This is a genomic window from Siccibacter colletis (assembly GCF_025914095.1).
GTDB classification, from domain to species: domain Bacteria; phylum Pseudomonadota; class Gammaproteobacteria; order Enterobacterales; family Enterobacteriaceae; genus Siccibacter; species Siccibacter colletis.
Genome location: NZ_CP074352.1, coordinates 1,638,261 through 1,651,764, shown reverse-complemented (window position 1 = coordinate 1,651,764; position 13,504 = coordinate 1,638,261). Strand labels below are relative to the sequence as shown.

Genomic DNA, 13,504 nt, shown 5'->3' with positions numbered 1-13,504 from the left:
AAGCGTCGCCGCGAGGTTGTTCTATAGTTAGAGGGGTTTTTAGTAGCAACGACCACTTTTCAGTAATGGAAACAGGAGACGAGAAATGTCGCACGAAGACCATAATAACGCCGGACACCGGGCACCGGTCCACGATGCCCGTCAGTCGCAGCCAGGATTAGGCTCGCTGGCACCGGAAGATGGCTCCCATCAACCTTCCGCTCACCCTACTCCTCCCGGTGCCGAACCCACCGCTCCCGGCAGCCTGAAAGCACCCGATACCTCAAACGAAAAGCTCAACGCGCTGGAGTCGTTCCGCAAAGGCGGTGAAAACGAAGCGCTGACCACTAATCAGGGCGTGCGCATTGCCGATGACCAGAACTCGCTGCGTGCCGGCACCCGTGGCCCGACGCTGCTGGAAGATTTTATCCTGCGCGAAAAGATCACCCATTTTGACCACGAACGCATTCCCGAGCGTATCGTGCATGCCCGCGGTTCGGCAGCGCACGGCTATTTCCAGCCCTACCGCGACCTGAGCGACATCACTAAAGCGGCATTTCTGTCTGACCCGGAAAAAATCACTCCGGTATTTGTACGCTTCTCTACCGTACAGGGCAGCGCCGGCTCCGCCGACACGGTGCGCGACATTCGCGGCTTCGCCACCAAGTTTTACACCGAAGAAGGCATTTTCGACCTGGTGGGCAACAACACCCCGGTCTTCTTCATTCAGGATGCGCATAAGTTCCCTGACTTCGTCCACGCGGTAAAACCCGAGCCGCACTGGGCGATCCCGCAGGGCCAGAGCGCGCACGATACCTTCTGGGATTACGTCTCGCTGCAGCCGGAAACGTTGCACAATGTGATCTGGGCCATGTCGGATCGCGGCATTCCGCGCAGCTACCGCACCATGGAAGGCTTTGGCATCCACACCTTCCGCATGATTAACGCCGACGGTAAAGGCACCTTTGTGCGCTTCCACTGGAAACCGGTGGCGGGCAAAGCGTCGCTGCTGTGGGATGAATCCCAGAAGCTTATCGGCCGCGACCCGGACTTCCACCGCCGCGATCTGTGGGAATCTATTGAAGCGGGCGACTTCCCGGAGTACGAGCTGGGCCTGCAGCTGATCCCGGAAGAAGACGAGTTCAAATATGATTTCGACCTGCTCGACCCGACCAAACTGATCCCGGAAGAGCTGGTGCCGGTGCAACTGGTGGGCAAAATGGTGCTCAACCGCAACCCGGACAACTTCTTTGCCGAGAACGAACAAGCCGCCTTCCATCCGGGCCATATCGTGCCGGGGCTCGATTTCTCCAACGATCCGCTGCTGCAGGGGCGTCTGTTCTCCTACACCGACACCCAGATAAGCCGTCTTGGCGGGCCGAACTTCCACGAAATCCCGATTAATCGCCCGACCTGCCCGTATCACAACTTCCAGCGCGACGGCATGCACCGCATGGATATTGATACCAACCCGGCGAACTACGAACCCAACTCCATCAACGATAACTGGCCGCGCGAAACGCCGCCGGGGCCGAAGGGCGGCGGTTTTGAGTCATACCAGACCCGCGTCGAAGGCCATAAGGTACGCGAACGCAGCCCGTCGTTCGGGGAGTACTATTCGCACCCGCGCCTGTTCTGGCAGAGCCAGACGCCGGTTGAACAGCAGCACATCATCGACGCCTTCAGCTTTGAGCTGTCGAAAGTGGTACGGGGCTATATCCGCGAGCGCGTGGTCGATCATCTGGCACGCATCGACATTTCACTGGCGCACCCGGTGGCCACCAATCTCGGTATTACCCTGAGCGACGAGCAGATGCATCTCACGCCGCCGAAGGACGTTAACGGCCTGAAAAAAGATGCCTCGCTGAGCCTGTATGCAGTACCAGGCGGGTCGGTGAAGGGTCGCGTGGTGGCGGTGCTGCTCAACGACAATACCGATGCCGGTGACCTGCTGGCGATCCTGCAGGGGCTGAAGTCCCAGGGCGTGCATGCGAAACTGCTCTATTCACGCATGGGCGAAATCACGGCGGACGACGGCTCGGTGCTGGATATTGCCGCGACCTTCGCTGGATCGCCGTCGGTGACCGTGGATGCGGTTATCGTGCCTGGCGGGCATATCGACAGCATCGCGGGCAATGCCGACGCGGTCTATTACCTGCTGGAAGCCTATAAGCACCTGAAGGTGATTGGTCTGGTGGGTGCTGCCCGACAGTTCAGAACCGTACTCGGTGTGGGCGCGCAGGGTGAAGAGGGTGTGGTGGAAGCCGATGCGGGTGCTGGTACCTTCGTGGATGACTTCATCCAGCAGCTGTGTCATCACCGCGTATGGTCGCGTACCCCTCAGGCGCTGACTATCCCGGCATAAAGACAAAAAGAAACCGGCGCGATGGCCGGTTTCTTTTTTAACGCGCAATAATTACTGCGCTTTCTGCTGCTGCGCCTGCGGATCGGTGTCATATTCCGCACAGGTCTGGTAGCCGGAGTTCAGTACGTGGCCGGTCTCATCCAGCGCCACAAAATAGGTTTCGGCTTTACCGTTACGCTGGCCCAGCACATAAGTCTGGCAAGTACCGCGAGCGTGAACCATATTGATCTCAGTTGACGGCTGACCGGCAATCTGGCGAACCTGTTCACGGCTCATGCCTTTCTTGACGTCTTTCACCACCGGCTGAGAGAACTGATCTTTGGTGCGATCGTATGCTGTACAGCCTGCCAGCATAGTCAGAACAGCCGCTGCACTTAAAATTCCTGCAAAGTTCTTTTTCATATTTCTTCCTCGTTTTTTTCAGCGTGTGAGATAAGCCTGGAAGAACAAACAGGAATTTTCAACTCGTGACAAAAAATGATTTCTTCTTTAGGAACATTCTATTGCGAAAAATGGGATAGCCCCGGAGGGTGATCCGCCCGACTCATGTGGTTTTGCTATGGGTGCCTGCTTGTTGTTTTGGCAACAAAGGTTTAGCTTTAACTACATCACATATTTTTGCCTGCACGCGCAGGCGAGCTATACGGAGGGAGAGATGGCTTTACAACAAGAGATCATTCAAGCGCTGGGTGCCAGCCCCACTATCGACGCGCAGCAGGAAATCCGCCGCAGCATCGACTTTCTGAAAGACTATTTCAAAGCCCATCCATTTTTGAAGTCGCTGGTGCTCGGCATCAGTGGCGGTCAGGACTCCACGCTGACCGGCAAACTCTGTCAGATGGCCATCACCGAGTTGCGCGAAGAGACCGGCGACAGCAGTTATCAGTTCATCGCCGTGCGTCTGCCCTATGGCGTGCAGTTTGACGAGCAGGACTGTCAGGATGCGCTGGCGTTTATCCAGCCGGATAAAGTGTTGACCGTCAACATCAAAGAGGCGGTGCTGGCCAGTGAAAAAGCCCTGCGCGACGCCGGCATTGAGCTGAGCGATTTTGTGCGCGGGAATGAAAAAGCGCGTGAGCGTATGAAGGCCCAGTACAGCATCGCCGGCATGACCAAAGGCGTAGTGGCGGGGACTGACCACGCGGCGGAAGCCATCACCGGCTTCTTCACTAAATACGGCGACGGCGGCAGCGACATCAACCCGATCTTCCGCCTCAACAAGCGCCAGGGCAAACAGCTACTGAAAACCCTGGGCTGCCCGGAACACCTCTATCTGAAAGTACCGACTGCGGATCTGGAAGATGACCGCCCTTCTCTGTCGGATGAAGTGGCGTTGGGTGTGACCTACGATCAGATTGATGACTACCTGGAAGGCAAGTCGGTTCCGCCGGACACCGCCGCCATCATTGAGGGCTGGTATCTGAAAACCGAACATAAGCGCCGGCCCCCCATCACCGTGTTTGATGATTTCTGGAAGAAGTAATACAGAGGTGGCGCAAGCCACCTTTTTTATGGACAGGTTATGACGTACAACGTACAGCGCGCCACCCTTGCCGGGCTGGGCGCGATTTTGCTGTGGAGCACCTCTGTTGGGCTGTTTCGCAGTATCTCTGAGCATTTCGGCCCGGTCGGCGGCGCGGCGCTGATCTATACCCTGAGCACCCTTTTCCTTTGTGTCGCCACCGGTCTGCCCCGCCCGCGCACGCTGCCAGTGCGCTATCTGTGGACTGGCGGTGCGCTGTTTGTGGGCTATGAAATCTGTCTGGCACTGGCAATCGGCCTGGCGCATACCCGCAGCCAGGCGCTGGAACTGGGCATGATCAACTATCTCTGGCCGAGCCTGACGGTGCTGCTGGCGCGCTATATCAACCACCAGCGTAGTTCGCTGCTGCTGTGGCCCGGCCTGTTGCTGGCCTGCCTGGGCGTGGTCCAGGTGCTGAAGGGCGACGGCGACTGGTCCCCCGAACTGCTGTGGCACAACTTGCAGGATAACCCGCTGGCTTACGGGCTGGCCTTCAGCGCAGCCATTATCTGGGCGCTCTACTGCACCTTAACCCGGCGCATCAGCGAAGGAAAAAGCGGCGTAACGCTGTTTTTTGCGGTTACCGCGCTGGTGTTGTGGCTGAAATTTGCCACCAGCACGCAGCCGTCGATGCAGGTGACGCTCTCCGGCTCCCTCCAGCTGCTGTTTATGGGGATCTCTACCGCCGTGGCGTACAGCCTGTGGAATCACGGCATTCAGCACGGGAACATGACCCTACTGGCTACCGCATCGTACTTTACGCCGGTGCTCTCCGCCCTGCTGGCAACGCTGTGGCTGGGCCTGCGCCCCGGATCCGACTTCTGGTGGGGCGTGGCGCTGGTGGTCTGCGGTTCGCTGCTGTGCTGGCTGGCGACCCGGCACCACGCCTGATCAAGACGCTTTTTTAACCACGATCGCTCTGCTACACTGTACAGGTAACCAGTATTCAGGAGTTTGTCGTGGTAAGACGTACCCGCGGGGCCGGGCCGGAATTTGAAGCCGCCGCCATCTATGAGTATCCCGAACACCTGCGCCCCTGGCTTGAAGCCCTGCCGCGTCATCCTGGGGTCTATGTTTTTCACGGTGAGAGCGACACCATGCCGCTCTACATCGGGAAAAGCGTGAATATCCGCAGCCGTGTGCTGTCCCATCTGCGCACCCCGGATGAAGCGTCCATGCTGCGCCAGTCGCGGCGCATCACCTTTATCTGTACCGCCGGAGAAGTGGGCGCGCTGCTGCTCGAAGCGCAGATGATCAAAGCGCAGCAGCCGCTGTTCAACAAGCGTCTGCGCCGTAACCGTCAGCTCTGCTCGCTGCTGTTAACCAACGGTAAGCCGCAGGTGGTATATGCCAAAGAGGTCGATTTTGCTGCCCAGAGCGGGCTGTATGGCCTGTTTGCGAACCGCCGCGCTGCGCTGGAAACGTTAAAAACCATCGCCGACGACTGGCAGCTCTGTTACGGGCTGGTGGGGCTGGAGAGCCTGCCGCGTGGCCGGGCCTGCTTCCGCTCGGCGCTCAAACGCTGCGCCGGTGCCTGCTGCGGGCGCGAAAGCGAGGCCGAGCATCATACCCGGCTGCTGGATGCTCTGGAGCAGATGCGCATCGTCTGCTGGCCGTGGCAGGGGCCGGTCGGGCTGAAGGAGAGTTTCGGCGAGATGACCCAGTACCATATCATTCATAACTGGTTCTGGCTCGGCTCGGTGGCGCGCCTCGAAGACGCCGCGCAGCTGCAACAGCCGCAGCACGGCTTCGATAATGACGGCTACAAAATCCTCTGTAAGCCGATGATCCGCGGTGATTTCGAAATTATCGAGTTAGGCGACGCGCTCGCCGGGTAACGCCGCGATCTCGGTAAACAGCAACTGCCCCTGGTTTTTCAGCAGCCGCAGCGTGTGGTGGCCCGCCTGCCACCACGCGCCCTGATCGACGCTGAGCAGCGTATCCCCAAGCTGCCAGGCGCCGCTCAGGACAAACACAATCCCACCGTGGTTGCCAAAGGTCGTGAAGGTGCGGTCTGCCACCCGCACGCTGGCGCGGCAGCGCTCCCGGTGCACCATGATATTAAAATCCATCGACATCCTGCCCTCGGTCAGCTCAGCGCGCACCGGCTGTTCAGCGGAAAACGCGAACGGCTGATAGCGCCTGAGCGTATGGCGAAAGGCGCTGCCGCCATCCAGCGTCACCTCCCCGCCTTCAATCAGCGTGATCACCCGGTCTACCTTCGGCAAGGGTGAAAACTCCCCGTTCCCGGCGATTGACGCGATGCTGGCGCGCCAGGCGAAGTCTCGGGTCGCCGGCGGATAACAGCAGATCTCACGGGTTTCCCCGGCACCGTTACGCCACAGGTTGACCGGCATTTTTGTAATATCGAAAAAGTGCATTACGACTCCTGAAACGCGCACAGCGCGGCTGCACCGGATGAGTGGCGCAGCATTGTTGTTGTTATATGTACAGCCAGGGTTATCGGCCAGAGCGGCGATTTACCTTAGGGGGCGTCATAAAAAAGCGAGATGAATCAATTTTTTATTCTGGCCGCAGAGAGCATAGCGATTCGCAGCGCGCAGGCAAGAGGCAGGCAAAAGAAAGCAGAAAAGAGAAGACCGCCGTTGCTGCCCATCACCAGGGATGAGCAGCAACGGCGGTCTCAGAAATAGCGTCTGGCTTATTCAGCAGACTCAGGCATTTTACCTTCCGGCGCTTTACGTTCTGTCAGACGCTTCTCAAAATTAGCGTTGAACTGTTTTTTCTGTTCCGGCGTCAGAATGTTGTAGATCTTATTCTGGGTTTCCATGTGGGCCAGCATACGGGTTTTGTGCTGCTCGGCCATTTTATCCACTTCCTGCTGCGCTTTGGCGCGGTCGAAGCTGTCGCTGGCAATGATGCTGTGTACGGTACGGCGCTCATCGGCGGACGGACGCGGCATTTTTTCACGCTGGTCTTTCATGATGTCGCGGATTTGCTGTTTCTGGGCATCGGTCAGGTTCAGATCTTTAAACATCATGTCGTGATGCGGGCCACGCTTGTGGTGCATCATCGGCTTACCTTCGCCCGCCGCAGGCTGGGTGGTTTCCGCCGCGTGCGCCAGGTTAGCCGCACCGAACATCAGGCCAGAAGCAACAATCAGAGCAGTTAATTTACGCATAGTTTTGTCCTTACTTTCAGTTTATTTCGCGGTGGGTTCACCGTGTTGACGAGAATGAGTTTAGGGGGTTCAGCGTCAAGTATTCAGAGCATCAGTAAAGCTGTGAAAGGGGAAAAGTGAAAGATTGTTCAATTATGGAGAAAATAAGGAAAGATTGCGGAGAGTGATGATGAAATATGTTATCTGATTGATTTAGAGCAAATTGTGGAGAAAGTATAACCAGCCGAACGGGGAATGAAAACCCTTTATCCAGGAATATTCCTGATATTTTCGACCGTGGTAAAAGTACGCCCCAAATAATGGGGCGCAGGCATCAGGTTATTTCCACCAGCATCAGTCCGGCGCGTAAACCGGGCGCGACGTGCGGGTTAGGAAACAGCACCCGCTCGATATCATGCTGCACTTCATAGCGCGTCTCACCCTCTTCCGCTAACAGCGTGCCGCGCGGAAACGGGGTGAAGTTGAGCGTGGAATCCGCCATGTGCAGGATGAAGGCTTCGCTGTGACGAATGAGTTGCCCCGCCACCCGGTAACGCCGCGGCGCGTTCGCGACGGGCAGCGCCTCGCCACCCAGCAGCGCTGCCAGCGCTTGTGCGGCCTGGTTGAACTGGCTCAGATCGTTACTGCCAAACGGCCGGGCTTTACCCAGCTCCAGCGTGCAGCTCAGGGCGGCGAACGTGGCGCTGGTAAAGTGGGTGAAGGTGCCGCCCGGCGTCTGATGAAACACCAGCGCCTCCAGCCCGGCACAGCCGAGCCAGTGCAGAAAGCCTTCATCATAAGGCCGGGCGCGGGCGGGCAGGACGCCGAAGCGCGGGTAATATGAGCCGCGAATGGCGGTGTGCATATCCAGATGCCAGCGGATGCGCTCTTCGCCAGCGGCAAAGAAGTCGCTTACCCGTTTCTCCAGCGCCGCCGCCCGGGCGGTTTCGCTGCACGAGGGTACATCGCGCCAGCGCCCGCTGAACAGCCGGTTAATATCGTAATCAACGAACCGGCGATCCGCGCGCAGCGCCGCCGGATTCCCCAGTATCACCAGCACCCGCCACTGCAGACGGATCTCGCCTTGCATCAGGCGCTGTAGCAACTTATCCAGCAGCTCCACCGGCGCGGTTTCATTCCCGTGCAGCCCGGCCGAAAGCACCAGCGCCCGGTCAACCGGCATCAGCGGTTCAAACGTCAGGACGCCCACTGCCAGCCAGCGCCAGCGAAAATGCGCGCACTCCCCCGATACGGGCTGCGGAGCAGCCTCGTCCAGCGTCAGCCTGAGAAAATCCTGCATCGCGCCTCCTAGGCCCATTCCCGGCATTCCGGATAGCAGTCGTCAAGCCGCAGGTTGAGAATGTCGCACAGCGCAGCCAGCGCCTCGCGGTTCTCCTGCAGCAGCTGCGGGTCCACCAGGTCTGCCTGGGTAAGACGATCCCGATACCAGCGTTCAATCCAGGCGTTGAGCGCGTTGAACAGCCGATCGTCCATCAGGGTAGCCGGATTCACCGCCCGGGCTTCTTCCGGCGTGAGCACCACACGCAGCCGCAGACATGCCGGACCGCCGCCGTTAGCCATGCTTTCGCGCAGGTCGAACACTTTCAGTTCGCTGATGGGGTTATCGGCTGCCAGCACGCTGTTGAGATAGCGCCATACGCCCTGATGCTGACGCGACTCTTCCGGCAGCACCAGCATCATGCTGCCGTCATCGCGGCTCAGCAGCTGGCTGTTAAACAGATAGGTAGCAACGGCATCACTCACCGATACCGCCTGCTGCGACACTACAACCGGCGTAAAGCCCGGCACCCGCTGCGCCAGCTGGCGGAACAGCTCAGCCTGATGCAGAAACGCCTGCTCGTGGCAGAACAGCACCTGGCGGTTCGACACCGCAATCACGTCGTTATGAAACACCCCCTGGTCGATCACCGCCGGGTTTTGCTGGGTAAACACCACCCGATCTGCATCGACCTGATTAAGGCGCGCCACCGCCCGGCTGGCCTCCAGCGTCTGCCGGGCCGGGTAGCGCGCCGGGATCAGCACCCCGCTCTCTTCGCGTCCGTAAACAAACAGCTGCACCCCCGGTTCGCCGTAGTCGCCGCCGAGGCGGTTATGGTTCGCCGCCCCTTCATCGCCAAACAGCGCCACCTGCGGCAGCGCGTCATGGACTGCGAAATACCGCGCATCGGCAAAGATGCCGCGCAGCAGGCGGCCCGTGGTCACCGCTTCACTGGCGCGATGAAATTTATTGTTGAGATTCGCGACGGTGAAATGCACCCGGCCATCGAGCGAGTCGGCCGAAGGCGACACCGTGGCAGCATTCGCTACCCACATGGACGACGCCGAACTGGCAGCAGAGAGCAGATGCGGTGCCTGCTCAAACGCCTGACGCAGCACCTGCTCGTCGCCTCCGCCAAAACCAATCTGGCGCAGGGCGCTCAGGTTCGGGCGCATCTGCGGCGGGATCACGCCCTGCCCGAAGCCGGCATCGGCGAGCGCTTTCATCTTTAACAGCCCCTGCTGCGCCGCCAGTTTCGGGTTCGACACCTGATAGCGATGGCGGGTGGATGCCTCGTTGCCGAATGACAGCCCGGCATAGTGGTGCGTCAGGCCGACCAGTCCATCAAAGTTGAATTCGCGTGCGCTCATGTCGGCTCCCTGCGGCTGAAATCGAGGCCGGGACTGAGGCTCTCCGGCAGGCCAAAGGTCGGGCTTTCCAGGGTTGCCATCGGCCAGGCGCAGTAGTCCGCAGCGTACCAGGCGCTGGGGCGATGATTGCCCGACGCACCGATGCCGCCAAACGGCGCGGTACTCGCCGCCCCGGTCAGCGGCTTGTTCCAGTTTACGATCCCGGCGCGCGCCTCCAGCAGCAGCTGGTCGAACCGGGCGCGATCCGGGGAGATGAGACCGCACGCCAGCCCATAGCGGGTGTGGTTAGCCATCGCGATCGCGTCGTCGAAGCTGTCGTAGCGCCAGACGCAGAGCAGCGGGCCGAACACCTCTTCATCCGGCACGTCGGCCACCCCGGTCAGCTCGATGATGCCGGGTGACAGCAGCGCACTGCCCGGTGCGACCAGCGCCGGGGTCAGCAGCGCCCGTCCACCGCGCTGCAGGTGCCCGTGCCACGCTTCCAGCACCCGCTCCGCCGCCTGCGGCGAAATCAACCCGCCGAGGAACGGCTGTGGCTCGGCATCCCAGGCACCGGGCGTGAGACGCGCAGCAACCTCCACCAGCCGGGCGAGAAACGCGTCCCCCTGCGCGCCGCGCTTCACCAGCAGGCGGCGGGCGCAGGTGCAGCGCTGACCGGCGCTGATAAACGCGGACTGGATCGCCAGGTGTACCGCCCCGTCGGGATCGGCCGGGTCGTCAACGATCAGCGGATTGTTGCCGCCCATCTCCAGCGCGAGAATTTTTTCCGGCTGCCCGGCGAGCTGACGATGCAGCTGATAGCCGGTGCTGGCGCTGCCGGTAAACAGCAGACCATCAATATCCGGGGCCGCAGCCAGCGTCTGACCGGTGTCGCGCGCCCCCTGCACCAGATTAATCACCCCCGGCGGCAGCCCGGCCTGCGCCCAGAGTTTCATTACGGCCTCGCCGGTGAGCGGCGTCAGTTCGCTTGGCTTAAACACCACCGTGTTACCCGCCAGCAGCGCCGGGACGATATGTCCGTTGGGCAGGTGACCGGGAAAGTTATACGGCCCGAAAACGGCCAGCACGCCGTGCGGACGGTGGCGCAGGGTGGCCGCGCCGTCCGGCAGCGGACTGTGCTGCTCGCCGGTGCGGGTATGGTACGCCTTCACCGAGATAGCGATTTTATTGATCATCGCCGTCACTTCGGTGGCGGCTTCCCAGCGCGGTTTGCCGGTTTCCCGGGCGATGGTCTCCGTCAGGGACGTTTTATTTGCTTCCAGCAGGGCTGCGAAACGGGTGATCGCCTGTTCACGCTCCGCGAATGGCGTTTTCGCCCAGCCGGGAAACGCCAGCCGGGCCGCACGTACCGCAGCAGAGACCTGCGCCGCGCTGGCAGCCGCCCCCTGCCACAACCGCTCGCCGCTGACCGGATTGCGTTTCTCCATCGCCTCGCCGCTGCCCGCCAGCCACTCACCGTTGATCCACAGATTCATACTTTTTTCTCCTCGGGGCAGAGGCGGACCAGCCGCACGCGATCGCCCGCCTGACACTTCAGCGCGTCAAGCGTGGCGGCGTCCAGCACCAGCCGCTCGGTTTTGGGGTTAGCGCGCACCAGCATGGCGCGAAACGCGTGATACTGCTCATTCGCCACCAGGCACACCGGCAAATGGTCTTCCGCCGGCTGGCCTGCGGCGACCTCGACCAGACGGCTTTTACGGATAGCCCGCACCCGGTCGATGTCACACTCCAGCGTCGGGCCGCCGTCAAAAATGTCGATATAGTTGCGGTAGCGGAAGCCCTCGGCTTCCAGCACTGCCCGCGCCGGGGCGGTTTGCGGATGGACGTTGCCGATCACCGCCTGCGCCTCGGGGGTCAGGAAATGGGTATAGATGGGGTGCTTCGGCATCAGCTCGGCGATAAACGCCTTCTGCCCGGTGCCGCACAGGTAGTCAGCCCGGGCGAACTCCATCGAAAAGAAGCGCTCGCCGAGGCTCTCCCAGAACGGGGAGTAGCCATGCTCGTCGATGACGCCACGCATTTCGGCCACCACTTTTTCGTTGAAGCGGTCGCGGAACGCCGCCATAAACAGAAAGCGCGACTTCGACAGCAGGTAACCGTTGCCCTCTTTTCGCCAGTCCGGGTCGAGAAACAGCGTGCACAGCTCGCTGCTGCCGGTGTGGTCGTTGCTGAGAAACAGGGTCGGCAGCGCGTTGTAGACGTTAAGCTCTTTCGAGGCGTGCACCAGCGTACCGACCCGGTAGTTGTACCAGGGCTCGTCCAGCCCAACCGCCACTTCAATGGCGCAGATCCCCGCCACGGCACCGGTCTTGTGCTCCTCCAGCACGAAAACGTAGCCCTGTTCCCCCGGCGACAGCGCGCCCTGCCAGGTCGCGAGGGAACGCGCAATACGCGCCGACAGCGTAGCTTCATCCACCGGCAGCGAGGTCAGCCCACCGCCGGTCTTCGCCGCCAGCGCCAGCAGCGCCGGCAGATCGCTGTGTTCAACCGGACGGATCACCATCATGATGAGCCTCCCGCCATAAAGCGTTCACAGGCGCGGGCAAAGCGGGCCAGCCCTTCGGTGACATCCGCCTCGCTGATATTGAGCGCCGGAGCGAAGCGCACCACGTTACCACCGGCAATCAGCATCATCAGCCCCTCCTGCGCCGCAGCCTGAGCGATAAGCTTTGCTTTACCGGCATACGGCTCGCGCAGCACGCCACCAATCAGCAGCCCAAGCCCACGGAATTCGCTGAACAGTTCAGTATTGCGGTTCAGGGCGTTCAGCTGGTCCATAAACTGCTGATGGCGCACCTGCACGTTCTCCAGCATCTCCGGGGTATTCACCAACTCCAGCACCCGGTTCGCCACCGCGCCAGCCAGCGGGTTACCGCCGTAAGTGGTGCCGTGGGTGCCGACGTTCATGCACTGACCCAGACGGTCCGTGGTGAGCATGGCGCCAATCGGGAAACCGCCGCCCAGCGCTTTGGCGGTGGACAGCACGTCGGGCACCACGCCGTAGTGCATATAAGCGTACAGCGAACCGGTACGCCCCACGCCGGTCTGCACCTCGTCAAAAATCAGCAGCGCGTTATGGCGATCGCACAACTCGCGCAGCCCCTGCAGAAATTCACGCTGCGCCGGCAGCACGCCCCCCTCGCCCTGCATCGGCTCCACGATCACCGCGCAGGTGGTGTCGCTAATCAGCGCCCGGGCCGAGTCCAGATCGTTAAACACGGCATGCTCAATCTGCGGCGGCAGCGGTGCGAAATCCTGCGAATAAGCGGGCTGGCCGCCAGCGGAGACGGTAAACAGCGTGCGCCCGTGGAACGCGTTCTTGAAGGCTACGATGCCGCTCTTGTGCGCACCGTAATGGTCATGGGCATATTTACGCGCCAGCTTCAGCGCGGCTTCGTTGGCTTCCGCCCCGGAGTTGCAGAAGAACACGCGCTCGGCGAAGGTGGCGTCAATCAGCTTTTTCGCCAGCCGCAGAATCGGCTCGTTGGTATAGCCGTTGCCGGTATGCCACAGCTTGCCCGCCTGTTCCACCAGCGCGGCCTGCAGCTCGGGACTGGCATGGCCCAGGGCGTTCACCGCGATGCCGCCTGCGAAGTCCACGTACTCCTTGCCCTCCTGATCCCACAGCCGGGAGCCCTGCGCTTTGACCGGTATAAACGGGGCCGGGGCGTAGACCGGGAGCATCCATTCATCAAACTGCTGGCGGGTAATTGACTGCGACATGGCGACCTCGACAGGTGAATAAAAGGTTATTTGTATGTTAATAAAAATGGTTAATTGCGCTGTTACTGTAGATTGCAGGGTTCGTGCCAGCCAGCAGGAAAATGCATAAACGGCGTTTCAAAACGGAAAATCAATAACTTAAAAC

Annotated in this window: 12 protein-coding genes; 4 read left to right on the top strand and 8 right to left on the bottom strand. The window is 60.6% G+C overall.

Translation table 11 applies throughout. The annotated features are described in order from the left end of the window. Positions 1-85: 85 nt before the first annotated feature. Entirely contained in the window at positions 86-2,344 is a 2,259-nt protein-coding gene (gene katE / locus KFZ77_RS07885; RefSeq protein WP_264385923.1) for a catalase HPII, read from the top strand. Between the two features lie 51 nt (positions 2,345-2,395). On the opposite strand, the gene osmE is transcribed toward katE, so the two are convergent. Further along, positions 2,396-2,746 (bottom strand): osmotically-inducible lipoprotein OsmE, encoded by a 351-nt coding sequence (gene osmE, locus KFZ77_RS07880; protein WP_264385922.1) that lies wholly within the window; start codon positions 2,744-2,746, stop codon positions 2,396-2,398. A 253-nt stretch (positions 2,747-2,999) separates the two neighbouring features. Here osmE and nadE point away from each other — a divergent pair, with 253 nt between their 5' ends. The 3 genes from nadE (at position 3,000) to cho (ending at position 5,704) form a co-directional block, all read left to right on the top strand. Next, positions 3,000-3,827 (top strand): ammonia-dependent NAD(+) synthetase, encoded by an 828-nt coding sequence (gene nadE / locus KFZ77_RS07875; RefSeq protein ID WP_264385921.1) that lies wholly within the window; start codon positions 3,000-3,002, stop codon positions 3,825-3,827. Between the two features lie 39 nt (positions 3,828-3,866). Beyond that, positions 3,867-4,757, top strand: coding sequence for an aromatic amino acid DMT transporter YddG (gene yddG / locus KFZ77_RS07870; RefSeq protein ID WP_264385920.1), 891 nt, complete (start codon positions 3,867-3,869; stop codon positions 4,755-4,757). A 68-nt stretch (positions 4,758-4,825) separates the two neighbouring features. After that, entirely contained in the window at positions 4,826-5,704 is an 879-nt protein-coding gene (cho, locus tag KFZ77_RS07865; protein WP_031519817.1) for an excinuclease Cho, read from the top strand. On the opposite strand, the gene ves is transcribed toward cho, so the two are convergent. The 7 genes from ves to KFZ77_RS07830 all read right to left on the bottom strand — a co-directional run bounded on the left by ves (position 5,681) and on the right by KFZ77_RS07830 (position 13,359). After that, positions 5,681-6,247, bottom strand: a complete 567-nt coding sequence (ves, locus tag KFZ77_RS07860) for an environmental stress-induced protein Ves (protein ID WP_264385919.1) — start codon at positions 6,245-6,247, stop codon at positions 5,681-5,683. The two genes, cho and ves, sit on opposite strands and share 24 nt — an antisense overlap. 281 nt (positions 6,248-6,528) lie before the next feature. Beyond that, the gene (spy, locus tag KFZ77_RS07855) at positions 6,529-7,008 is read right to left on the bottom strand and encodes an ATP-independent periplasmic protein-refolding chaperone Spy (RefSeq protein WP_264385918.1); all 480 of its coding nucleotides are present in this window, start codon (positions 7,006-7,008) and stop codon (positions 6,529-6,531) included. 313 nt (positions 7,009-7,321) lie between these two features. After that, positions 7,322-8,287 (bottom strand): succinylglutamate desuccinylase, encoded by a 966-nt coding sequence (astE, locus tag KFZ77_RS07850; RefSeq protein ID WP_264386162.1) that lies wholly within the window; start codon positions 8,285-8,287, stop codon positions 7,322-7,324. Between the two features lie 8 nt (positions 8,288-8,295). Next, positions 8,296-9,636, bottom strand: coding sequence for an N-succinylarginine dihydrolase (astB, locus tag KFZ77_RS07845; RefSeq protein WP_264385917.1), 1,341 nt, complete (start codon positions 9,634-9,636; stop codon positions 8,296-8,298). Then, positions 9,633-11,111, bottom strand: coding sequence for a succinylglutamate-semialdehyde dehydrogenase (gene astD, locus KFZ77_RS07840; protein ID WP_264385916.1), 1,479 nt, complete (start codon positions 11,109-11,111; stop codon positions 9,633-9,635). The genes astB and astD overlap by 4 nt, the downstream gene beginning before the upstream one ends. Further along, positions 11,108-12,142, bottom strand: coding sequence for an arginine N-succinyltransferase (gene astA / locus KFZ77_RS07835; RefSeq protein ID WP_264385915.1), 1,035 nt, complete (start codon positions 12,140-12,142; stop codon positions 11,108-11,110). The genes astD and astA overlap by 4 nt, the downstream gene beginning before the upstream one ends. Further along, complete coding sequence (locus KFZ77_RS07830) at positions 12,139-13,359, bottom strand: aspartate aminotransferase family protein (RefSeq protein WP_264385914.1); 1,221 nt, start codon at positions 13,357-13,359, stop codon at positions 12,139-12,141. The genes astA and KFZ77_RS07830 overlap by 4 nt, the downstream gene beginning before the upstream one ends. Between the last annotated feature and the right edge of the window lie 145 nt (positions 13,360-13,504).